The following is a 21620-nucleotide window of genomic DNA, read 5'->3' as shown; positions in this document are numbered from 1 at the left end:
GCTTTTTAACTATCGTAAAGTATACTTTCCTTAATTTTACTTATCTTTCACGGGAAAACAATCTGTGTTTTCAATTGTATAGAACTACAGAAATAATTATATGAGCGATAAAATTTTTGACCATTTAATTCACGCTTTTGAGGCACCTTTGACCAATCCGGTCCTTATTTTTTCCTTAGTATTATTTATTATTTTATTATCTCCCATTTTATTGAGACCTATAAAGGTTCCTGGAATTATTGGGTTAATTATTTCTGGGATAATTATTGGTCCCCATGGGTTGAACTGGTTAGGAGAAGAATTCAGCAGTTGACTTGTTCTCAACAATTGGTTTGCTTTATATTATGTTTATAGCTGGTTTTAGAGCTAGATATGAATGAATTTAAAAAGACTAAACATAAATCATTGATGTTTGGTTTTTTCACTTTTATCATTCCAATATCCATCGGTTTTCCGGTTTGTTATTATATTTTAGATTACAGTCTATTAACAAGTATTTTAATTGCGAGCATGTTTGCTACGCATACTTTGGTATCGTATCCAATTGTAAATCGGTATGGTATATCCAAGAATGAAGCGGTGGCCATAACGATCGGTGGTACTATTTTAACTGATACTGCTGTATTAATTATCTTAGCTGTAATTAAAGGTGCTTCTCAAGGGGAGATTACCAATGAATTCTGGATAACACTTGGAGTTTCCTTTGCCATCTTTTTGTTTATTATGTTCGGTGTTATCCCGAAGATTGCGAAATGGTTTTTTGAAAAGGTTGAAAGTGAGAAAACAGGTCATTATATTTTTGTGTTAACAGTTGTTTTCTTTGCGGCTTTCCTGGCAGAAATGGCGAATCTGGAGCCGATTATTGGTGCCTTTGTTGCGGGTTTAGCGCTCAATAAATTAATACCTCATTCATCAGCCTTGATGAACCGAATAGAGTTTATCGGAAATGCGATTTTCATTCCATTCTTCTTGATTTCCGTAGGTATGATTGTTGATATCGGTGTCATAACAAATAGCACAGGATGGACTGTTTTTTATGTTGCTGGTGCGCTGACATTGGTTGGAATTGTTGGTAAGTTCTTAGCTGCAACTGCAACCCAATGGGCTTTTAAATATTCAAAGAATGAGCGGAACTTAATCTTTGGTTTAAGTAATGCACATGCTGCAGCAACATTAGCGATAATCATGGTTGGTTATAACAATGATATTATCGATGAAAACGTATTGAACGGAACGATTATTCTAATTTTAGTAAGTTGTATAATTGCATCTATTGTAACTGAAAATGCGTCCAAGAAGATTGTTTTGGAAGGCCGTCAACATACAGAACACATTGAACATGTTGAAGAGCATGAGGAACAGATAATTATTCCTATTGCGAACCTCAATAATATGGAGGCCATTTTGGATTTTGCAACATTGGTAAAATCGAAGAAATCTCCGCATCCTTTAAATATTCTTTCGGTAGTTCCCAATGATGAGCAAGCTGAAAGGAACTTATATGAAGCTAGACAGAACTTAGATAAAATGGCGAAATATGCTTCTGGTTCGGAAACCGAAGTAGATTTAATGACCAAGGTTGACTTTAATATTGCGAGTGGTATTAGCAGTGCTTCGAAGGAAGCTTTTGCAGATTGTTTAATCCTTGGTTGGCCCAGTGCAACTAGTTTTGTTGAAAAAATTGTAGGAGAGAAGACTGAAAGTATATTAAATAGGACGGATGCTACGCTAATGATGTGTAGGATTGAAAAGCCATTTATCACCAATAAGATGATTACCATTTTTGTTCCTCCGATGGCAGAATCAGAAGTAGGTTTTGCTTATTGGATGGAGAAAATGACAAAATTAGCTTCGGAACTTTCTCTTCCTATTACATTTGTTTGTAATAGACGTAGCCATAGGGCCGTAGAATTAATGCTTGACAATCTGAAATCAAGTGTTCCTGTAACATTTGAAGAATATGAAGATTGGGATAATATTTACGGATTGGCAACTTTCAGCAATTCGGATTCCTTATTGGTTTTTGTTTCAGCAAGATATGGAGATGTTTCTTACAGAGATTCTTTAGATGGCTTGGCGAAGAGAGTAGGTAAATACTACAAAAACCAAAACCTGATCTTAATCTTCCCATCGAGGTTGGAAGATCAGCATATCGATGAATACGAAGATGTTCAAACTGCTCCAATCTTTAGAAGAATCAGTCGTGAGATTGGAAATATGTTCAGCAAAGAAAAATAATATATAATTAAAAATTAGCATATGTCAGATAAGATAAGTATAGAATCAAACGGTAAATTAAATGTTCCAGATCAAGTTACTATTCCTTTCATTATTGGAGATGGCATAGGTCCTGATATTTGGAATGCTTCTGTCCGTGTATTCGATGCCGCAGTAGAAAAACTATATAATGGCAAGCGAAAGATCAATTGGAAGGAAGTTTTAGCTGGTGAGAAAGCCTTCAATGAAACTGGCAGTTGGTTGCCAGAGGAAACATTGGATGTTTTTAAGGAATATTTAGTTGGCATAAAAGGACCGTTGACCACTCCGATTGGAGGTGGTATAAGGTCTCTAAATGTTGCATTGCGCAAGGAATTGGATTTATATGTTTGCCAACGTCCTACAAAGTGGTATGAGGGTGTTCCTTCACCTGTAAAGCACCCAGAAAGGGTTGACATGGTCGTATTTAGGGAAAATACTGAGGATATCTATGCAGGTATTGAGTTTGCTGCTGGAAGTGCTGAAGCGAAACGCATTCAAGATTTCTTAAAGAATGATCTAAACGTTGATTATAACTTTAGCAATACGACCGGTGTAGGATTGAAGTTTGTTTCTGAAGAGGGTTCGAAGCGTTTAATACGAGCTGCTATTGAATTTGCTCTTGCAGAAGGTAGGAAGTCTGTAGCATTAGTTCATAAAGGCAATATCATGAAGTTTACGGAGGGTGCCTTTAAAAACTGGGGTTATGAATTGGCTGAAAAAGAATTTGGCGATCAAGTTTATACTTGGAACCAGTGGGAACAGACAAAAGCTAAGGACGGTCAAGATGCCGCGAATGCTGAGCAAAAATCTGCTGAGGAAGCCGGTAAATTGATTATAAAGGATGTGATCGCTGATAATTTCTTGCAACAGATTCTCCTTGCTCCTCAGGATTATGATGTTATTGCTACGCTTAATCTAAATGGAGATTATATTTCTGATGCCTTAGCTGCTTTGGTAGGAGGTATAGGAATTGCTCCTGGCGCAAATATCAATTTCAAGACTGGCCACGCCATCTTTGAAGCAACGCATGGTACTGCTCCAAGATTTGCCAATACAAATACAATGAATCCATCATCTGTAATCTTGAGCGGTGTAATGATGTTGGAATATATGGGATGGAAAGAGGCTGCAGATGCGATCGTTGATGCGCTAGCACAAACCATCAAAGACAAAACAGTTACTATTGACTTCTATAACCTTATGGAAGACGCAACCTTGGTGAAAACTTCTGAATTTGCAGATAAAATAATCGAGAAGATTTAATTCTTTGGATTTGAAATTTAAAAGCTGAACTTTACAAGGTTCAGCTTTTTTTATGCATATAACAGAATTACCTAGTTTTATTGTCAATTCCGGCATTTTCAATGAAAATGACCTGGACAAGTTAGCTTCTATTGATCGATTTCCGACTGATGAGGAAATTGATGTTTTCAAATTTGAACCTGAAATTCAAGAACTCTTGAATGCTTTTATAGGTGATGAAAATACCAGAATGACCCATCAGCTGCTAAAGGCTAAAGAATTCCTGGATCAGAATGAAATTCAAAAAGCCTGGAAATTGGTTTTTTTGTGAGAAATAGACATTAGACATTAGACATAAGACATTAGAAATTTATAGTAGATATGAGATGTGAGATATGAGATGTGGGATGACGGTATAAAAGATAATTTGAAATAGTAAGATATATGTTTAACATTCAACAAATTGAGGCGGCTCATTCCAAAGTGAAAACAGGAGCTGATTTTCCAAATTACATTAAAGAAATTCAGGAATTAGGTGTTACAGGATTTGAATATTTTGTTTCAAATGGTAAAGAAATTTTTTTCGGAAAGGATTGCCGAGTAGAATCTCCTGACAAATACGAAGCAATTAATATTTCTAAAGATGTGAATGCTCATATTTTTAAAAATGAATTATTGGCCCATCAACAAGGAAAAACAACGTTTGAAGAGTTTTTGAAAATGAGTGCCGAAACTGGAATAAGCTATTGGAAAGTGGATTTAGACCTAAAAACTTGCACCTATTTTGATTTAGAAGACAGGGAAGTGGTAAAAGAAATGCTTGGCTAGGAGATGGGGGATTAGATATGAGATATGAGATATGAGATGTGAGAAAAGGGATTTCGACTAATATTGGTTTAATAGAGAAATTGCAAAATAAAAATAGAGGAGTAATCTCCTCTATTTTTATTTTGATTGTAGATTATGCAAGAATTAATTCCCACGTTTCATATCTCACTTCTCATATCTCACATCTCAATACTACTTTACGTCAAACCTATCAGCATTCATTACTTTAGTCCATGCTTTGACAAAATCATTGACGAATTTTTCTTGAGCATCTGCACTAGCGTAAATTTCAGCGACAACTCTAAGTTCAGAGTTTGATCCAAATACTAGATCTGCTCTAGTACCAGTCCATTTTGTTTGGCCAGTTTTGCGGTCAGAACCGATATATAACTCTTTATCTTCTGATGCAGCTTTCCAAGCGGTGTTCATGTCCAAGAGATTCACTAAGAAATCATTTGTCAATTGACCTGGTCTGTTTGTGAAGACACCGTTTTTAGATCCATCGTAATTGGTATCTAATACACGCATTCCTGCCAATAGAACTGTTAATTCTGGAACTGTTAAAGTTAATAATTGAGCTTTATCAATTAATAGTTCTTCTGTAGTAGCAGAATATCTTCTTTTCTTGTAATTTCTGAATCCATCAGCAATAGGCTCTAAGAATGCTACAGACTCAACATCAGTTTCCTCCTGGGAAGCATCCATACGTCCTGCAGTGAATGGAACTTTTACTGTTGTACCAGCATCTTTAGCAGCTTTTTCGATTGCAGCATTACCTGCAATTACGATTAGATCTGCAATCGAGACTTTTTTATCTGCAACTTGTGCTTGATTGAATTCATTTTTGATGTTTTCAAGGACTCCTAAGACTTTATTAAGTTGGTTAGGATTGTTTACCTCCCAATCTTTTTTGTGGTGCCAAACGCACGCGTGCGCCATTTGCTCCACCACGTTTGTCAGAGCCACGGAATGTTGAAGCAGAAGCCCAAGCCGTAGAGACTAATTCTGAAACTGATAAGCCTGAATTAAGAACTTTTTCTTTAAGGCTTTCAACATCAGCATCATTTACCACCTCATGATTAAGTTCAGGGATAGGGTCTTGCCAAATAAACACTTCAGCAGGCACATCTGGACCTAAATAGCGGGAGCGGGGTCCCATATCTCTATGTGTCAATTTAAACCATGCACGAGCAAATGCATCCGCAAAAGCATCTGGGTTTTCCAAGAAATTCCTTGAAATTTTCTCATAAGCAGGGTCGAATCTTAGGGACAAATCCGTAGTCAACATGGTTGGCTTACGTTTTTTGTTTGGATCGAATGGATCTGGAATTACATCATCTGCATCTTTTGCAACCCATTGGAAGGCTCCAGCTGGACTTTTGGTTAATTCCCATTCGTATCTGAATAAGTTCTCAAAGAAGTTATTGCTCCATTGAGTAGGGGTTTCTGTCCATATTACTTCAAGTCCTGATGTAATTGCATCAGCACCGACTCCTGATTTATACGTACTATGCCAGCCTAAACCTTGGGATTCTAATCCTGCTGCTTCAGGTTCTTTATCTACGTGATCTGCTGATCCTGCACCGTGAGTTTTTCCAAAAGAGTGACCTCCAGCGATTAATGCTACAGTTTCTTCGTCATCCATAGCCATTCTTCCAAAAGTGTCTCTAATATCTTTTGCTGCTAATATTGGATCGGGGTTTCCATCAGGACCTTCAGGATTTACGTATATCAATCCCATCTGTACTGCGGCCAACGGGTTTTCAAGGTCTCTTGAATGATAGTCACCATCCGCCTTTTCTTCTCCAGACAATACGCCATGGTCTTTTTCTGTAATTCCTTCAGAACCACCGTGGGAATAGCGGATATCACCACCTAACCATGTTTCTTCTGAACCCCAATATACATCTTCGTCAGGTTCGAAAGCATCGACACGTCCACCTGCAAATCCGATGGTTTTAAATCCCATTGATTCTAAGGCGATATTTCCTGTTAATACAAGAAGGTCTGCCCAAGAAAGTTTTTTACCATATTTTTGTTTTATCGGCCATAATAATCTTCTTGCTTTGTCAAGACTTACGTTGTCTGGCCAGCTGTTTAAAGGTGCAAATCTTTGTTGTCCCGTTCCAGCGCCTCCACGTCCGTCGCCTACACGGTAAGTACCTGCAGAGTGCCAAGCCATACGGATGAACAAACCGCCGTAATGTCCAAAATCAGCAGGCCACCAATCTTGAGAATCAGTCATCAAAGCATGTAAGTCTCTTTTAACTGCTTCTAAGTCTAGGGTTTTAAACTCTTCAGCATAGTTGAAGTTATCACCCATAGGGTCTGATAAATTTGAGTGTTGACGTAATAAGCTAACTTTTAATCGCTTTGGCCACCAATCGGAGTTTGTAGTTCCTCCACCTGCAACGGTTAAATTTTGTTTTGCATTGCCATTGTGAAAGGGGCATTTGCTGATGTCATTTCCATTTTCCATATCTCTGAATTTGTATTTTTTATTAATTATTGTTTTTTTGAATGTTTAAACGTCTATAGTGTCGTAAGATTTAAAGGAGAATCGGCATAATTGGTTTTCCTCTTTAAATTTAATTAAAGTTAGATAAATAAAATTGAAGATGAATGGATGAATAGATAGATTTTATCTATGGATTATAAATGGGTTTTTTAAAGTATTTAGTAGTTAGTATTTAGTAGTTAGATTTTGGGGGCCATAGAAAAGTATTCAGTGGTAGATGGGGATAACAGCCACGACGGCATGTAATCTTCGCTCATTCAAAACAGACGTGAATAGTTCATTAAATAGTTTCCTTCTCTTAGGAGAGGGAATGACACGCTCGTTCGTTTAGTGAAGGGGGAATTGGGCGGGAAGTGGTTGCCGCAGCGACCATTTCCCGCCCAATTCCCCCTTTAGCCCTCCCAAGAAACCTTGTCATTCTCAAGCTTTAGCTTGGGAAACTATTTAGGCGCATTGCAGGATTTTAGTTTGTTCGGAAGTGTGGATTGTCATTTAAATAACCAGCAATTTATAGTGACACCCCTCTGGGGTTTTCTCGCCGTGGCAGGTGTCCCCACCTGCCACTATAATATGACAATGGTCTTATTTTTTCTATAATAGTTGCACCCCTAGCGGGGTTGTGTGGCGCCGTATAATCTTTTCTATAATAGTTACACCCCTCTGGGGTTAACAAACATGCCACACCTACGGCGTTGGTATTTGAGGTGATTTTCATTTCTATAGATATTACATGCCTACGGCATTTAAGAGATATTTCATGCCTACGGCATTTAAGAGTTATTTCATGCCTCCGGCATTTTACCCCGATGGGGTTTTCTCGCCGTGGCAGGTGTCCCCACCTGCCACTAGAATATGACAATGGTCTTATTTTTTCTAGAATAGTTGCACCCCTAGCGGGGTTTGATGGCGCCGTATAATCATTTCTATAATAGTGACACCCCTCTGGGGTTGGATGGCGCCGTATAATTATTTCTATATTTGTGACACATCTCTGGGGTTGGTTGAATAATCCCTTTATGTTTAAATTTTTTAAAAATGATTTCAGTAACAGATGGGGATAACAACCACGGCATAGCGACTGTCAAAATTAGACTTGGATATATTGATTTTAAAAATATCCCGCTTTACAGTCATCTAAATCCTAACTGCTAAATACTAAATATGATTGAGATTTTAATAATATCCCGCTTTATAGTCATCTAAATAGTCCACAGGTTTTGAAACTGATCCATCCTTTTGAAACTGATCCCAATGTCTTATGTCTTATGTCTAAACAAAAAAAGCCTGTCTTGCGACAGGCTTTTTGTTTTCGTACCTAGGGCGGGAATCGAACCCGCACTCCTTTAACAGGAACAGGATTTTAAGTCCTGCGTGTCTACCAGTTCCACCACCTAGGCAACTGAGCGAAAGACGAGATTCGAACTCGCGACCCCAACCTTGGCAAGGTTGTGCTCTACCAACTGAGCTACTTTCGCTTGACGTGGTGCAAATATAGAGAGAAAATTGAAATCCTAAAATTATTTTTTGAAAAATATTTCATTAATCGCCCAAATCGTTGTCTTTCAGTACCTCTAAAATTAAATTATTTTCATACCCTCGACCCAATGCATATTGATATAGCTTATTTCTTTTTTTATATGGATCTGACTCTTTAATCAAATTCGATTTTTTGATAATAATGGCAGTTAATTTTTCAAAATAATCGGTTGGCTCGATTTGCTTTAAAGCGATTTTGATGAGTGGAGTCGATACCTGCTTAAGTTTTAGCCCCTGCGTGATCTTTATTTTACCCCAACCCTTGATTCTGAATTTTCCTAACGCATAAGCCTTCGCAAACCTTTCTTCATTCAGGAAATTTTCTTCGATTAGATAACCGATTATATTTTCCACATCTGTTTTGTGCAGCCCCCAGCCATATAGTTTGTCACGCACCTCTTGTTGGGAGCGCTCTTGATAAGCACAATATGATTCTGCTTTTCTCTTAGCTTCCAGTGGCGTAAATGTCTTTTGTTTTTTTATCGGTTCGTCCATAATGCAAATCTTCAAAAAATGATGAACTTTTAAAAAAAATGATGAACTTCGTTCTTTATTTGCAGAATCATGTATACTATTAAATTTATTTGCGAAGTATTAAAAGTAACAGCTTTTAAATCAAATGATTTATCGTCAAAAATCAGCGAACTAGTATACGACAGCCGGAAGGTAAACAATCCTGAAGAATCTTTGTTTTTTGCCCTTAAAGCCACTCGTGATGGTCATGATTTTATTCCAGATGCCTACGAAAAAGGAATTCGGAGTTTCGTTATTTCAAATTCTATTCCTTTTCTGAACGATAAAACTGATGTCAATGTTATATTGGTTTCCGATGTTTTGGAGTTTATGCAAACATTGGTTACTTATCATCGCAAACAATTTAATATTCCTATAATAGGAATAACTGGAAGTAATGGGAAATCGATCGTAAAAGCTTGGCTTTATCAATTGTTGGTGCCTGAAAAGAAAGTTTACCAAAGTCCAAAAAGCTATAATTCTCAATTGGGAGTTGCGCTCTCTTTATGGAACCTAGGTCCTCAGTATGACTTGGCTTTAATAGAAGCAGGGATTAGTGAGCCTGGCGAAATGGAAAAACTTCAACAGATGATTCAGCCTACTATTGGTATTTTTACTAATATTGGAGTTGCCCATTCTCAGAATTTTGAAAGTAAACAGGAGAAATTAGTTGAAAAAATTAAGCTTTTTAAATCTGTTGATGCCTTAATCGCCGGATCTGATTATTTAGAAAAAGAGATGGTAAATCCTGATGTAAGAATGGTGAGTTGGGGGAAATCTGATCATGATCAGGTTCAACTTATATCTGAAGATAGGTCGGGGAATACCAGTAAATTGAAAGTTCGTATTGGAGAAGTAATTTGTATTTGCCAAGTTCCATTTACTGACCGTGCTTCAATTGAGAATATCATGAGTTGCATTGCAACGATGTATTATCTTGGTTATGATGCAGAGACGGTTGTTGAAAGAATTCAAGGATTAAAACCTTTAGAAATGCGTTTGCAATTGAAAAAGGGTATCAATCATTCTTCAATAATTGATGATTCTTATTCCAACGACCTCGCATCGTTAAAAATTTCGTTAGAATTTCTAAATCAGCAGAACCAACACAGCAAAAAAACATTGATTCTTTCGGAGATGGAGGGTCTTGCGGAAAGTGACAAGTTACAACAGAAATTGGTTTCACTTTTGAATAGCTCACAGTTGCAACGTTTTATATGGGTTGGTACAGATTACGATTGGTTAAACAATATTGATATTGAAACCAAGACAAGCTTTGAAAATACGGAATCTCTATTGTCCCATTTTACAGAATTGGACTTTCACAATGAAAGTATCTTAGTAAAAGGAGCGAGGAAATTTCTTTTTGAGCGGGTTGTACAACGGTTGGCCTTAAGGTCCCATGGTACTGTTTTGGAAATCAATCTAAATGCTATTTCAAATAATCTGATGCTCTATAGGAGTTTAATTCCAAAAGGAGTTAAACTGATGGCCATGGTAAAAGCATTTTCTTATGGTAGCGGTAGTTTTGAGGTTGCAAATTTATTACAGTTCAGTAAGGTAGATTATCTGACTGTTGCATTCGCTGATGAAGGTGTTGAATTGAGAAATGCAGGAATAACATTACCTATTATGGTATTGAGTCCAGACCGAGATACCTTTCAAACCTTATTGCAACATAATTTAGAGCCTGAAATATATAGTATGAGTTTTTTAGATGAATTTATAGATTTCTTAAAGGAGAATGACATCCACGGATTCAATATTCATCTAAAATTAGATACGGGTATGCACCGGTTGGGGTTTTTTCCGGCAGAGATAAAAACTGTTATAGAAAAGCTGAAAAATCAGGATCAGGTTCATGTTCAATCGTTTTTCACGCATTTGGTTGCTTCGGGAGACCTCAATCAAGATGATTTTACTTTACAACAAATAAATAGCTATCGTTCCGCTGCGCAAGAACTGGAGGAAGGACTGGGGTATACATTCATCAAGCATGTGGCTAATACATCTGCTATTGTTCGATGGCCAGAAGCACATATGGATATGGTTAGATTAGGAATTGGGCTATACGGAGTTGATATGGACAGGAATTTTTCGAACCTAGAACAAGTTAGCAGTCTAAAAACTACCGTTACACAGATAAAGGAGTTAACTGCAGGAGAAACAGTAGGTTATGATCGTAAAGGAGTATTGTCTAAAGACAGTAAGATTGCTACTGTCAAAATAGGATATGCGGATGGATATTCGAGAAGGTTTGGTAATTCAGTTGGAAAAATGCAAATTAATGGTCAATTAGTGAGTACAGTTGGAAATATCTGTATGGATATGTGTATGCTCGATATCACTGGCCAGGATGTCCAAGTAGGGGATGAGGTGATAGTTTTTCCAAGTTTAATGGAATCAGCCCAGGCAATTGGAACTATTCCATATGAGCTATTAGTAAATATTTCAAGTCGAGTTAAAAGGGTATATTATTACGAATAAAATGATAACTAAGTTTTTTCAAAAGTTTTTTTACTATCTGATTAAGGGAACCTTGGTGGTTGCGCCGGTTGCTGGTGCCATCTTTGTAATTGTATGGTTGGTTGCTACGTTGGATGGAGCATTAAACATTACTGAGCATTTCTTGACTGATGAGTACGGCAAACCATTATATATTCCTGGATTAGGTATTGTCTCGGTCATTTTACTATTGACTCTAATAGGATTTATTTTTACCACTTTAGTTACTGCCCCTATCAGGGCGTGGCTAAATAGGACGATTAGTAAAATTCCTTTATTTAATACGTTGTATTCATCTATTAAGGACTTTACCGAGGCCTTTGTTGGTGATGCAAAGAAATTCAATGAACCAGTATTGGTTGAGGTGAATGAATTTGGCCTGAAGAAAATAGGTTTTTTAACTCAAAAAGATCTTAAAGCTATTAATTTACCTGGTGAAGTGATTGTTTACTTTCCTTATTCTTATTCGGTTGCCGGTCAAGTGGTGATTATTTCGGCTAAGAAGGTTACCAAATTGGATATTTCTGCTACTGATGCCATGAAACTTGTAGTATCAGGAGGTGTTAGTGGGTTAGAAGGTAAAAATCCAAAAGCATTAAGAAAACCTGAATTATAGATTATTAGAATCATGTTCTGGAAAAAAAGCAAGATAACGATAGAAGGACTTGAGCAAAGTGTAATAAAATCAGAAGCTGAGCTCAGTTTCTTACATGCTAAGTCCGACACTTATCTAAGTAAATTAATTCTTAATTCCACTAAATCCAACATCTCTGTGGTTGAAGAACATGGTAAGTTTCTACAGAAATTATCTGGTTTTAATTTTGAGGATAGATGGCCGTTTGGTTCTGAAATAACTTCCTTAAATGAATACATAAAACTGTACAGCAAGGTTTTGCCTGACAACATCTATCATAAAATTGAATTTGATGTTGATAATCATGAAAAGGAAATTCCTGTATTGATTTTATTTCCGATGGTCCAAAATGGTTTGGTTAATGGCTACAATACAATGGAAAATTATCCTCTGAAGGTAAAGCTGAAAGCAAAAGATAATCATATTGTTTATGAGGTCAGCAATAGGGTAAATCATCATTTGACAAATCAAGCGGATAATAAATTCATTTCAGAATTTGAAAACAGGCTTCAATATCATTTTGGTGAAGATTTTAACTTGATCATAAATAGCAACAGCAATTTATTTAAAGTGACCTTATTACTTAAAGTCAAATAAGAAAGGAGCTATCAAATTGACAGCTCCTTTCAAGTTAAATTAATCTGTATATATCGAAGTTTTAGTCTCTTGTACAGTCGGCCGTCCAAGTTCCATCATCATCAGTATAGGCAATTGTTAATTTATCTGCGTCTATTGAAATAATACCCAAAGTACCATCTTCGATAAATAGTTTGGTGTTATCTCCTTCCTTCATTTTAATATTGTTAATGTCTTCCATATCATCACTAAAAAGGAAAGAATAGTTTGATCCACCAACTTTAGTAACTGTTACTGTTCCTTGTAGTGGGCCTTTCATTTCGCCTCCTGTTGGTTTAAAGGAAATTGTACCTTTATAATCATCAACAAAAAAGTCATTATCTACAGGATCATCATCTTTAGAACAAGCAGAAACTGCAAATAAAACCACGAATAATAGACTTAGTAATTTCAATGTTTTTTTCATAGTACAACGTTTTAAATAGTTTTTCAATAGTTTATCGTCATACTTATAACCAATCATGGTGCCATTTAGGTTGCAACATAAGTGTTACAACTTTACTTTAACATAATTTTAACATTAAAAATTACAGGAAATCGAAGAGATTTAACTGTGTATTTCGTTGATTTTTAAAGTGTGAGAGGTCATATTCAAACATTGAATTGTTGAGATTATTTTTATTACAGTGCAATCTGAAATTATCTCTTATTATTTCTGCAAGTTGTCCAGTTCCTTTCATTCTATTTCCGAATTCACTATCATTTACCTTTCCATTATGGCATGCTTGAATACTATGCCAGATTTTATTTGCTCGATCCGGATATGCCTTCCAAAGCCATTCTTCGAAAATTTTTGATATTTCTCCATTTAATCTTACAATGGTATAACCTGCCCACCGAGCACCAGCATCGGCGGCTGCTTTGAGGACTTTTGGAATTTCATGATCCGTTAGTCCTGGAATTATTGGTGCACACATAATTCCTACAGGAATTCCTTTACTAGCTAATGCTTCGATTACTTTCAATCTCTGTTGTGCTGTAGCCGTTCTAGGTTCCATCTTTGATCTAGTTTCTTTGGTTAAAGAATTGATGGATAAAAAAACTACACAGAGATTTTTCTTTGCCATTTCTGCAAGGATATCAATGTCGCGAAGAATAAGGCTGTTTTTGGTAATAAGGCCTATTGGTTGGCCATGTTCTAGCGCAATTTTTAAAATTGATTGTGTAAGCTTGAACTTTCTTTCAAGAGGTTGATAACAATCAGTATTTCCTGAAAGAGAGATTGGTGTACCGTCCCAAGATTTTTTGCACAGAAAATCTCTGAACAATTTTGGGGCATTGGATTTTACGAGGATTTTGCTTTCAAAGTCAAGACCAGCACTGTATCCCCAATATTGATGTGAATTACGTGCATAACAATAGATACAACCATGCTCGCAGCCTTGATATGGATTTGCAGAATATTCCATTCCTACATCTGGACTGCTTACTTTGTTGACAATTGTTTTAGGATGGATGATTGTAAACTGGGTATTTGGAACTTCCTGTTCCCAATCATCTATCCCTTCAATATGGTCTTGCGAATAACTTAGCTTTGAAAATACGTTATGTATATTTTTTTGCGCCCCTCTACCATAAATAAATTCATGTTCCATCTCACTAATATTTTTACTAAAATACTAAAAATATTAGCAAAACAAAAATTGCAATTTATTGATTTAATGTTTCTTGAATTATTTCTTGTTCCTCAGCTTTACTTTTTAAATAATTATGAATTACGATTTGGGAGCGACAAATAGGTTCATCATTATGGACATATTCATTTGTTTGCTTGTTATTTAAATATCTCGCTTTGACGTTATCTCTCAATTGAATCTCCAACATTTCTAACAATTCATGTTTTAGTTTTTTGCTGTGGATCTTTACTGCAGCTTCTACACGATGGTCAAGATTCCTTGTCATTAAATCTGCTGAGGAAATATAAGTTAACTCTTTACCAGCTGCATAGAAGTAAAAAACGCGCGCATGTTCAAGAAATTCATCAACGATACTAATTGCATGGAAAGGTTTGATGAATTTTTTCTGATTTACTGCACAAAAAAATTCCTCTAACTATTAGGTCTACTTGAACACCAGCTGAAGAAGCTTCGTATATTTTTTTGATTGATTCTTTATCGCTCAGAGAATTTATTTTGATTATTATTCTCGCTGGCCTGCCAGCTTTTGCTTCTGCAATTTCCTTATCAATAAATGAGCATATCTGCTGACGCATGTCTTTTGGACAAATCAATAGACTTTTATTGTTTTTGATTTGATCAACAAATGCTACTTTAGGTTTTGCCAGAGCATTGAATATTTTATTAATGTCAGCCATTACACCTTTATTGCTAGTCATCAAACAATAATCGCCGTATAATTTAGCTGTTTTCTCATTGATATTTCCAGTGCTAACAAATCCGTATTGTATCGTTTTATTATTTACCCTTTTTTTGATGATACATAATTTGGCGTGTACCTTTTTGTTCGGAATTCCAACCAGGACTTTCACACCTTCCATTTCGAATCTTTCTTTCCATTCGAGATTGTGTTCTTCATCAAACCTTGCTCTGAGTTCCAGCATTACCGTTACCTCTTTTACCATTTCTAGCAGCATTTACCAAAGCATTTGCAATTTTTGAATTGGTTGCCATCCTGTATATTGTCGTTTTAATAGACTTAACATCAGGATCCATAGCTGCTTCTCTCAGCAGGTCGATCATAGGTCGAAATTCATGATAAGGGAAGGAGAGGAGTACATCTTTCTTTTGGATGACATCAGTAACCCGATCAAATCCTACAAAATCAGGATGTTCAAATGATTTTCTTTCTTCAGGTTTTGTATATGATTTGAACACATCAGGAAAATCCATGAAGTGTTTAAAATTATGTATTTTTTGTCCAGGTATTATACTGTCTTTTTTACTTAGATTAAGTTTTTTGATCAATAGCTCCAATAATTTTGGATCCATCTCTTGGTCAAAAACAAACCTTGTAGGTTTTCCTTTTCTCCGGTTTTTGATTCCTTTAGAGATTTTTTCAGCAATTGTTGTATTGATATCGTTGTCAAGGTCAAATTCGGCATCTTTTGTAACCTTAAATGTATTGGCTACAAACTCATCAAATCCGAAATAAGAGAATATATAAGGTAGATTTACCTTAACGATATCTTCCACCAAGATGATATGTTTTTGATTCTTAGGAGATGGTAATATTACGAACCTTCCTAATTGACGGGAAGGCAGTTCAATGATTGCGAATTTGGTATCGTATTGCCAATCATCTTTATACATTGCAATTCCTAAATAGAGGCTTTTATCTCTTAAGTAAGGCATTGGATTAGCCTCATCTAGGATAAGAGGAATGATATTGGTTTCTACTTCTTCATCGAAATAATTTTTTACAAATTCCAGTTGTGCTGGATTTTAATTCTTCAGCTGTTTTTATATACACCTTTTGTTTGGCCATTTCCCTTTGGACTTGGTTCCAAATTTTATCGAATTTACGTTGTTGTTTGATAACAATTTCTGTAATTTTTTCAAGGATAATTGCAGGTGCTTTATAGAAATAGCTATTTGATTCTTTGGTATTTATCTCTGCAGCTCTTTTTAGGGCAGCAACACGAACTCTAAAGAATTCGTCTAAATTATTTGAAAATATACCTAGGAATTTTATTCTTAAATGAAGGGGGACAGTGGGATCGGCTGCTTCTTGTAATACGCGACCATTAAAACTCAACCAACTTATATCTCTAGGGATAAATTTACTTGCCATTTCTCTATCTATCATCATAGCTCAAAGATGTTCGAGCATTATTTGGTAAAAGTTAATAAATTAATATCAAATTATTAAATAATAGAAAATAAGATTTAAGCAGCATATTTTTTAAAATTCTTATCTTCTTTTAATAAATAATCTGGGCTTAAATGACTTTTGTCCAATACTTTTCCCGAACGGTAAAATATATTTGGGTTAATAAAAACTTAAATTTCAAATTTCGAACAAAATTATAAAAAATATTAATAAATAATAATTAAAAATTTAAACTATTGATGGTTGTTGGCGATTTTGAATTTATAGTATGGCTTGGATTTGATAAAAAGTGAACATTATAATTTGATTTACAGAAAAGCACTCAAGAAAATCTTGAGTGCTATTTACACTAAATTCGCTGTAAAAAATGTATAAACAGAAAGTTCTGAAAACTACATTTACTATGATAAACTAGAATGTTTTCCTTTATAGATGTAGGTTAAAATTTTACTCATTTGGTTATATATTATTCATAAATATAAATAATATATTTAATAAAGAAAATATAATTCTTTAAAACGACAAAAAAAAGCGGCTAATCGCCGCTTTTTATTATGAATATTATTTTTTCAAGCCTCTTCGGCTTAAGATATTAATAGCTTCATATTTAGCAGTATCGTAATGTGGTTCCTCCAGATTAAGGCTGGTCGGGAAGGGTTTATTCTTGTCGAAAAAATAAACCTTGGTAATACTTCCATAATCGTTCACAGGAAACATATCTGCACATTTATCATATTGTGCATTCAACTGATCTCCAACAGTTACTGCATATATTCTTATTATTCCACCTTTATTATTTTCGTTTCTCACAAAAGCTACTTCAGTGAAATCTCCAGGAATATCTTCAATTGAAGGTTGGGAGTATGCATCATATATAAAGTATCCCAAAATTAGAATTAAAGGAACAGCAATGATCCATAATTTTTTACTCTTTTTTTGCATTATAGAGTAATTTTTATGCCTAACAATTTATAGAATTCTTTTAAGATGTTTTGATGTCCTGGCCAAGCAGGAGAAGTAACCAAATTACCATCTACGACAGCTTGATCTGCTGGGATGTTTTTCCATGTTCCACCCGCTAACTCAATATCTGGACCAACTGCAACATAAGCAGTCAAGGTCCTACCTTTTAGAACTTTTGCAGCTGTCAATACTTGAATACCATGACAAATTGCAGCTACGGGTTTGTCTTTATCAAAAAAGTCTTTTGTAATCTCTAACACCCTTTTATTCAATCGGATATATTCAGCTGACCTGCCGCCCGCGATATAAAGTCCATCATAATCATCCGTATTTACGGAATCAAAATCTTTATTGATAGCGAAATTGTGACCTCTTAATTCTTTGTAGGTTTGGTCGCCTGTAAAATCATGTACTGCAGTTGGCACTACATCACCTTTTTTACGGTCTGGTGCTACAGTATCTACTTGTATACCTACCGACTCCATTGCTTGAAAAGGGACCATTGCCTCATAGTCCTCTACATAATCACCAACTAATAATAATACTTTCTTTGCCATAATATTGAAAATTAAAATTTACTGTTGTTCTTGAGATAAGATTTGTGCCATGGTTCTTTTAGTTTTTCTGACCTTGGCCTCTAATTGACTTCTGTATAGTGGGGTGATAACACCACGCCCTTCTTCAAAATTTTTGCTGAATTCTGGTAATGAGAATTTATCCAATATGTTTGCTCCATCTCGTGGCAATCTTTCTTCTGCTATTTCGAGGACTGTCTGTCCACCTCTGATACCTTCACTAGTGGAAAGTATAAATAATGGTTTGTTCGGATAAATTTTTCGGCCTTTTATTCTGGAAATCCAATCAATTAAATTTTTGTAACATGCATTGTAATTGCCATTATTCTCAGCAAATGATATAAGAATTAAATCTGCCCAGTCAATTTTTTCAGCGAATCGAATTGCGGCATCGGGGATACCATTCTCATTTTCTCGATCCTTGGAGTAAATTGGAAGCTCAAAATCATTCAAGTCTAGAATTTGAATTTCATCTTCTGGTTCTTTATAATATTTACTGACACTGCTAACAAACTTTTTATTGATAGAATTCGAGCTATTACTTGCCCCAAAAGCCAATATTTTCATATTGTTAAATTTAAGAAATTGGAATGGTAAATCTTTTTATTTCTGGATATATTAAGTCAAAATGACAATTAAGGGGCTTATTTAGATTTAAAAACTGACTTTAATCTTGTGTTTTTCCAACAATCCTGGGAGACTTTGTAGACTAAATTTTGCAGCTTTAATCTTATTAAGGTCTGGGTCTATAAATAGGTTTTGACACTCTCTGAGGTCAGCTTTTTCGAGGTTAGAATTAATAAACTGAGCTCCATTTAAATCTGAACCTACAAATATTGAATTGGTTAGATTTGTATTTTCAAAATCAACATCTATAAGTTTGCAATTACTGAAATTTGTTCCTTTGATATGGCAACCAAAGAATGAGCTATGGTTTAATATGCATTCTTGAAAATCCAATTCCAAATTGAATTGATTTAAGCTATCAAACCTCAAACCCAAAAGTTTACAATTGGTAAAGTTTACATTTTGAAAACTTGCTTGCGTCAAATCCATCAAAGAGAGATTGCTGTCAGAAAATTTGCAATCAATAAATTTACATCCATTTAGATTCAAAGATTCTAAGTTACATTGGTCGAATTGACAAAATTCATATTCACCTTTTTGGAAATTAACTTGATTAAAATTGATGTTTTTAAACGATTTATCTTCAAAATAATCCATTATCTTGACTTTAATGGTTTATAATTTCTTTTCGTATTCTACTTAGGGAGGTATCAGTCACTCCCAAAAAAGAGGCAATATATTTGAGAGGTGCTTGTTGGATTATTTGAGGTTTCTCCTGCATTAGATGTAGATATCTCATTTTAGCAGGTTCGGTGATCATTTCTGTTGCTCTTTTTTTGCTGAGATATAGTTCGAATGCCATCCATGCACGACCCCATTCTCGAAATGCGGGTATTTTATGAAATAAGTCTTGGAAGTCGTCAAACTTTATTTTCCATAGAGAACAGTCGGTTAGGCATTGAATATACTCTTGGGTGGGGATTCTTTGAAATATAGATGCTACTTCTATGACTACTTCATTTTTTCCTGAAAATCCAGTTGTTATTTCGTTTCCCTCGTAATCGTAGAGATAAGTTCTGACCAGTCCGTCGTCAAGGATATAATATTCATTAGCTATTTGTCCTTTTTCGAGGATAAAGTCGCCTTTAGATAACTCTACTTTTTCATGCGCTTTAAAAATCTGGTCTAGGTCCGTATTTTCAAAAAGTGGATGCTGGTAAGCGTATTTTAATACCTCCATGATTGGGATAAATTTAATCCAAGATAAAAAATTCTATTGAGTTACTAAAACGGGTCCTTGATTTCGAAGCTAATTTCTTCTTTTGAGATTGGATGGATAAACTTTATGAAACCTGCATGTAGATGAAGCCTATCCTCCCGTTTACCATAGAGGTCATCTCCAACTATCGGACAGTTTAGGCCTTTGGCATGGGCTGCATGAAACCTCAATTGATGAGTCCTCCCTGTTAAGGGGTAGAAATGAATTCTAGTTCTATTGTTTTCTATAGATTTTACGACAAATTTGGTTCTGGCATTTTTTCCATACTGATAACATACTACTTGTCTAGGTCTGTCATCCAAATCGACTCGCAGTGGTAGATGGATCATGCCCTCACTTTCATCTATTTTACCGTCTAAGAGAGCTGTATATCTTTTTTGGATGGTATGATTGATGAATTGTTCTTGAATAAATTGATGAGCCTCTTTAGTTTTTGCTAAAACTAAAATCCCCGATGTTGACATGTCCAACCGATGGATAATCAATGGGCTCATTATTTGGGGATATAATTCTTGAATTCTGGTTTGTACAGAATCTTGAACATTTATTCCGGGAACTGATAAGAATTCTGCTGGTTTATTGACTACAATAATGGCATCGTCTTCATGTATGATTTCTAATTCTTTGTTTTGTGCTGGATTTTCTAGCATCGGATTATCATCGACTTCAAGACCTTCGAGCATGTGCGAAAGAATAGGTTCACACTTACCACGGCATGCTGGATAATAATTCTTATGTTTTCGTACCTCTTGGTTAGGAGATGAGCCCCACCAAAATTCTGCCATACAGATAGGTTTTAAATTGTTTTGGTAGGCGTATTGAAGTAATTTTGGCGCCGCACATTCGCCAGCACCTGCAGGTGGCAGTATTTGCTTAGCTTGACAAAAAATATCAATTACAGATTTTTTCTGATTGATGGCGTTCAAGAAATTATATTGATTGAAAAGTTGGTTTTGAAGATTCGAGGACCTGTTCTTACGATCTTTTTTCAGATTCTCGATTTTATTTAGGATTTCGTTCAAGTGGTCATTGGCACATGAAATTGCCAAAGCCGACTTTTCCTTTTGTACAGAATACTCATGTTGATCTCTATAGCTCTGTTTTATTAGATCATCCTCAATCAATTTATAGTCTAAATCATTCAGCTCTAGTTTTTTCTGGGTTCTGATTATTTTTCTGTCAGCTTTATTTTTTTTATGAAGATTTCTAAGGTTTGCTAAGATTTGTTCCTGTTGATTTTTTGTGCTGATTAAGTTTTCTTTAGCATCTGTCAAGATTTTTGAATTTGTTAGGTTTTCAATTTCTCGATTTATTCTATTGATATTTTCTTCTTCTTTCAGGAAAAACCCTGTTGGGGATAGCATATCAAATATGGGCGGAACAAAATATGAGTGCTGGTTTGTTCCTGCCAACTTGCCTGACACCGCTGCTAAGAACCCAATATTATTATGATCATCCTTTACTACAAGTACTCCAAACATCTTACCGATTACCAAACCATCTTGGTCAGGATTTAATCCAAAATTATGTTGAAAATCGGTTTGTTGCTGCAGGTAATATTGTACTTGCTCCGCGGCAATCATGCTCAATGGATGCGGATCATAGCAAAACGGAAAGGTAAATTTCTCGGGAAATTGTATTTCCGCAATATCTTTTTGAAATGAATGTAAAAAAGGAATTTTTATGGGCATTTTATTTTGACGACGATTGACAAAAATAATAATACAAATGGAAAGGCAAATGATTTAAGATTATTATGACAAATTTACGTTTGAA

Annotated in this window: 23 protein-coding genes and 2 tRNA genes; 8 read left to right on the top strand and 17 right to left on the bottom strand. The window is 35.4% G+C overall.

Going from position 1 to position 21620, the window contains the following annotated elements; all coding sequences use genetic code 11:
* Positions 1-100: 100 nt before the first annotated feature.
* From FGL31_RS28050 to FGL31_RS13000, 5 genes are all read left to right on the top strand, one after another.
* Positions 101-313, top strand: coding sequence for a cation:proton antiporter domain-containing protein (locus FGL31_RS28050; RefSeq protein WP_262709124.1), 213 nt, complete (start codon positions 101-103; stop codon positions 311-313).
* 59 nt (positions 314-372) lie between these two features.
* Complete coding sequence (locus FGL31_RS13015) at positions 373-2238, top strand: cation:proton antiporter (protein ID WP_262709123.1); 1866 nt, start codon at positions 373-375, stop codon at positions 2236-2238.
* A gap of 21 nt (positions 2239-2259) precedes the next feature.
* The gene (gene icd, locus FGL31_RS13010; RefSeq protein WP_099371513.1) at positions 2260-3522 is read left to right on the top strand and encodes an NADP-dependent isocitrate dehydrogenase; all 1263 of its coding nucleotides are present in this window, start codon (positions 2260-2262) and stop codon (positions 3520-3522) included.
* 52 nt (positions 3523-3574) lie between these two features.
* The gene (locus FGL31_RS13005) at positions 3575-3832 is read left to right on the top strand and encodes a hypothetical protein (RefSeq protein WP_099371512.1); all 258 of its coding nucleotides are present in this window, start codon (positions 3575-3577) and stop codon (positions 3830-3832) included.
* Between the two features lie 113 nt (positions 3833-3945).
* Positions 3946-4329, top strand: a complete 384-nt coding sequence (locus tag FGL31_RS13000) for a DUF1398 domain-containing protein (protein WP_099371511.1) — start codon at positions 3946-3948, stop codon at positions 4327-4329.
* A gap of 192 nt (positions 4330-4521) precedes the next feature.
* On the opposite strand, the gene FGL31_RS25725 is transcribed toward FGL31_RS13000, so the two are convergent.
* From FGL31_RS25725 to FGL31_RS12980, 5 genes are all read right to left on the bottom strand, one after another.
* Complete coding sequence (locus tag FGL31_RS25725; protein ID WP_232046724.1) at positions 4522-5268, bottom strand: peroxidase family protein; 747 nt, start codon at positions 5266-5268, stop codon at positions 4522-4524.
* Positions 5213-6808 carry a catalase/peroxidase HPI gene (katG, locus tag FGL31_RS12995; protein WP_232046723.1) on the bottom strand — a complete coding sequence of 532 codons (1596 nt, stop codon included), beginning with the start codon at positions 6806-6808 and terminating at the stop codon, positions 5213-5215. Before katG ends, FGL31_RS25725 begins: the two co-directional genes overlap by 56 nt.
* A gap of 1351 nt (positions 6809-8159) precedes the next feature.
* Positions 8160-8244, bottom strand: a tRNA-Leu gene (locus FGL31_RS12990).
* 5 nt (positions 8245-8249) lie between these two features.
* A tRNA-Gly gene (locus FGL31_RS12985) sits at positions 8250-8322 on the bottom strand.
* Positions 8323-8386: 64 nt separating this feature from the next.
* Positions 8387-8878, bottom strand: a complete 492-nt coding sequence (locus tag FGL31_RS12980; RefSeq protein WP_099370998.1) for a regulatory protein RecX — start codon at positions 8876-8878, stop codon at positions 8387-8389.
* 69 nt (positions 8879-8947) lie between these two features.
* Here FGL31_RS12980 and FGL31_RS12975 point away from each other — a divergent pair, with 69 nt between their 5' ends.
* From FGL31_RS12975 to FGL31_RS12965, 3 genes are read left to right on the top strand one after another with little or no spacing between them, the layout of a single operon-like run.
* Complete coding sequence (locus FGL31_RS12975) at positions 8948-11383, top strand: bifunctional UDP-N-acetylmuramoyl-tripeptide:D-alanyl-D-alanine ligase/alanine racemase (protein ID WP_099370997.1); 2436 nt, start codon at positions 8948-8950, stop codon at positions 11381-11383.
* Between the two features lies 1 nt (position 11384).
* Positions 11385-12017, top strand: coding sequence for a DUF502 domain-containing protein (locus FGL31_RS12970; RefSeq protein ID WP_099370996.1), 633 nt, complete (start codon positions 11385-11387; stop codon positions 12015-12017).
* 12 nt (positions 12018-12029) lie between these two features.
* Positions 12030-12632, top strand: a complete 603-nt coding sequence (locus tag FGL31_RS12965; RefSeq protein WP_099370995.1) for a sensor histidine kinase — start codon at positions 12030-12032, stop codon at positions 12630-12632.
* A 61-nt stretch (positions 12633-12693) separates the two neighbouring features.
* Here FGL31_RS12965 and FGL31_RS12960 read toward each other — a convergent pair whose 3' ends face one another.
* The 12 genes from FGL31_RS12960 to FGL31_RS12920 all read right to left on the bottom strand — a co-directional run bounded on the left by FGL31_RS12960 (position 12694) and on the right by FGL31_RS12920 (position 21535).
* Positions 12694-13077 (bottom strand): hypothetical protein, encoded by a 384-nt coding sequence (locus FGL31_RS12960; protein WP_099370994.1) that lies wholly within the window; start codon positions 13075-13077, stop codon positions 12694-12696.
* 121 nt (positions 13078-13198) lie between these two features.
* The gene (locus FGL31_RS12955; protein ID WP_099370993.1) at positions 13199-14266 is read right to left on the bottom strand and encodes a PA0069 family radical SAM protein; all 1068 of its coding nucleotides are present in this window, start codon (positions 14264-14266) and stop codon (positions 13199-13201) included.
* A 55-nt stretch (positions 14267-14321) separates the two neighbouring features.
* Positions 14322-14660, bottom strand: a complete 339-nt coding sequence (locus FGL31_RS28045; protein WP_262709246.1) for a hypothetical protein — start codon at positions 14658-14660, stop codon at positions 14322-14324.
* Between the two features lies 1 nt (position 14661).
* Positions 14662-15231 carry a polyphosphate kinase gene (locus FGL31_RS28040; protein WP_197734237.1) on the bottom strand — a complete coding sequence of 190 codons (570 nt, stop codon included), beginning with the start codon at positions 15229-15231 and terminating at the stop codon, positions 14662-14664.
* Complete coding sequence (locus FGL31_RS28035; RefSeq protein ID WP_262709245.1) at positions 15206-16003, bottom strand: polyphosphate kinase; 798 nt, start codon at positions 16001-16003, stop codon at positions 15206-15208. The genes FGL31_RS28040 and FGL31_RS28035 overlap by 26 nt, the downstream gene beginning before the upstream one ends.
* 28 nt (positions 16004-16031) lie before the next feature.
* Positions 16032-16439 carry a hypothetical protein gene (locus FGL31_RS23595; protein ID WP_197734235.1) on the bottom strand — a complete coding sequence of 136 codons (408 nt, stop codon included), beginning with the start codon at positions 16437-16439 and terminating at the stop codon, positions 16032-16034.
* Positions 16440-17021: 582 nt separating this feature from the next.
* On the bottom strand, positions 17022-17402 hold the full coding sequence (locus FGL31_RS12945; RefSeq protein ID WP_099370992.1) for a hypothetical protein: 381 nt from the start codon (positions 17400-17402) through the stop codon (positions 17022-17024).
* The gene (locus FGL31_RS12940) at positions 17402-17980 is read right to left on the bottom strand and encodes a DJ-1/PfpI family protein (RefSeq protein ID WP_099370991.1); all 579 of its coding nucleotides are present in this window, start codon (positions 17978-17980) and stop codon (positions 17402-17404) included. The genes FGL31_RS12945 and FGL31_RS12940 overlap by 1 nt, the downstream gene beginning before the upstream one ends.
* 18 nt (positions 17981-17998) lie before the next feature.
* The gene (locus FGL31_RS12935) at positions 17999-18565 is read right to left on the bottom strand and encodes an NADPH-dependent FMN reductase (protein ID WP_099370990.1); all 567 of its coding nucleotides are present in this window, start codon (positions 18563-18565) and stop codon (positions 17999-18001) included.
* An 87-nt stretch (positions 18566-18652) separates the two neighbouring features.
* Entirely contained in the window at positions 18653-19222 is a 570-nt protein-coding gene (locus FGL31_RS12930; protein WP_099370989.1) for a pentapeptide repeat-containing protein, read from the bottom strand.
* Positions 19223-19232: 10 nt separating this feature from the next.
* Positions 19233-19805 carry a Crp/Fnr family transcriptional regulator gene (locus FGL31_RS12925; protein ID WP_099370988.1) on the bottom strand — a complete coding sequence of 191 codons (573 nt, stop codon included), beginning with the start codon at positions 19803-19805 and terminating at the stop codon, positions 19233-19235.
* 44 nt (positions 19806-19849) lie between these two features.
* Positions 19850-21535: an RluA family pseudouridine synthase gene (locus tag FGL31_RS12920; RefSeq protein ID WP_138092006.1), complete on the bottom strand. Its 1686-nt coding sequence runs from the start codon at positions 21533-21535 to the stop codon at positions 19850-19852.
* Positions 21536-21620: the final 85 nt, after the last annotated feature.

The sequence above is a fragment of the Sphingobacterium daejeonense genome (assembly GCF_901472535.1).
Classification (GTDB): Bacteria; Bacteroidota; Bacteroidia; order Sphingobacteriales; family Sphingobacteriaceae; genus Sphingobacterium; species Sphingobacterium daejeonense.
The sequence above is the reverse complement of the archived record's forward strand: the minus strand, read 5'-3'. Positions and strand labels throughout refer to the sequence as shown.

Excerpts from the sequence above, each read along its gene's own strand:
- FGL31_RS28050 (WP_262709124.1), top strand. The coding sequence starts at position 101 with ATGAGCGATAAAATTTTTGACCATTTAATTCACGCTTTTGAGGCACCT.
- FGL31_RS13015 (WP_262709123.1), top strand. The coding sequence starts at position 373 with ATGAATGAATTTAAAAAGACTAAACATAAATCATTGATGTTTGGTTTT.
- icd (WP_099371513.1), top strand. The coding sequence starts at position 2,260 with ATGTCAGATAAGATAAGTATAGAATCAAACGGTAAATTAAATGTTCCA.
- FGL31_RS13005 (WP_099371512.1), top strand. The coding sequence starts at position 3,575 with ATGCATATAACAGAATTACCTAGTTTTATTGTCAATTCCGGCATTTTC.
- FGL31_RS13000 (WP_099371511.1), top strand. The coding sequence starts at position 3,946 with ATGTTTAACATTCAACAAATTGAGGCGGCTCATTCCAAAGTGAAAACA.
- FGL31_RS25725 (WP_232046724.1), bottom strand. The coding sequence starts at position 5,268 with ATGGCGCACGCGTGCGTTTGGCACCACAAAAAAGATTGGGAGGTAAAC.
- katG (WP_232046723.1), bottom strand. The coding sequence starts at position 6,808 with ATGGAAAATGGAAATGACATCAGCAAATGCCCCTTTCACAATGGCAAT.
- FGL31_RS12980 (WP_099370998.1), bottom strand. The coding sequence starts at position 8,878 with ATGGACGAACCGATAAAAAAACAAAAGACATTTACGCCACTGGAAGCT.
- FGL31_RS12975 (WP_099370997.1), top strand. The coding sequence starts at position 8,948 with ATGTATACTATTAAATTTATTTGCGAAGTATTAAAAGTAACAGCTTTT.
- FGL31_RS12970 (WP_099370996.1), top strand. The coding sequence starts at position 11,385 with ATGATAACTAAGTTTTTTCAAAAGTTTTTTTACTATCTGATTAAGGGA.
- FGL31_RS12965 (WP_099370995.1), top strand. The coding sequence starts at position 12,030 with ATGTTCTGGAAAAAAAGCAAGATAACGATAGAAGGACTTGAGCAAAGT.
- FGL31_RS12960 (WP_099370994.1), bottom strand. The coding sequence starts at position 13,077 with ATGAAAAAAACATTGAAATTACTAAGTCTATTATTCGTGGTTTTATTT.
- FGL31_RS12955 (WP_099370993.1), bottom strand. The coding sequence starts at position 14,266 with ATGGAACATGAATTTATTTATGGTAGAGGGGCGCAAAAAAATATACAT.
- FGL31_RS28040 (WP_197734237.1), bottom strand. The coding sequence starts at position 15,231 with ATGCTGGAACTCAGAGCAAGGTTTGATGAAGAACACAATCTCGAATGG.
- FGL31_RS23595 (WP_197734235.1), bottom strand. The coding sequence starts at position 16,439 with ATGATGATAGATAGAGAAATGGCAAGTAAATTTATCCCTAGAGATATA.
- FGL31_RS12945 (WP_099370992.1), bottom strand. The coding sequence starts at position 17,402 with ATGCAAAAAAAGAGTAAAAAATTATGGATCATTGCTGTTCCTTTAATT.
- FGL31_RS12940 (WP_099370991.1), bottom strand. The coding sequence starts at position 17,980 with ATGGCAAAGAAAGTATTATTATTAGTTGGTGATTATGTAGAGGACTAT.
- FGL31_RS12935 (WP_099370990.1), bottom strand. The coding sequence starts at position 18,565 with ATGAAAATATTGGCTTTTGGGGCAAGTAATAGCTCGAATTCTATCAAT.
- FGL31_RS12930 (WP_099370989.1), bottom strand. The coding sequence starts at position 19,222 with ATGGATTATTTTGAAGATAAATCGTTTAAAAACATCAATTTTAATCAA.
- FGL31_RS12925 (WP_099370988.1), bottom strand. The coding sequence starts at position 19,805 with ATGGAGGTATTAAAATACGCTTACCAGCATCCACTTTTTGAAAATACG.
- FGL31_RS12920 (WP_138092006.1), bottom strand. The coding sequence starts at position 21,535 with ATGCCCATAAAAATTCCTTTTTTACATTCATTTCAAAAAGATATTGCG.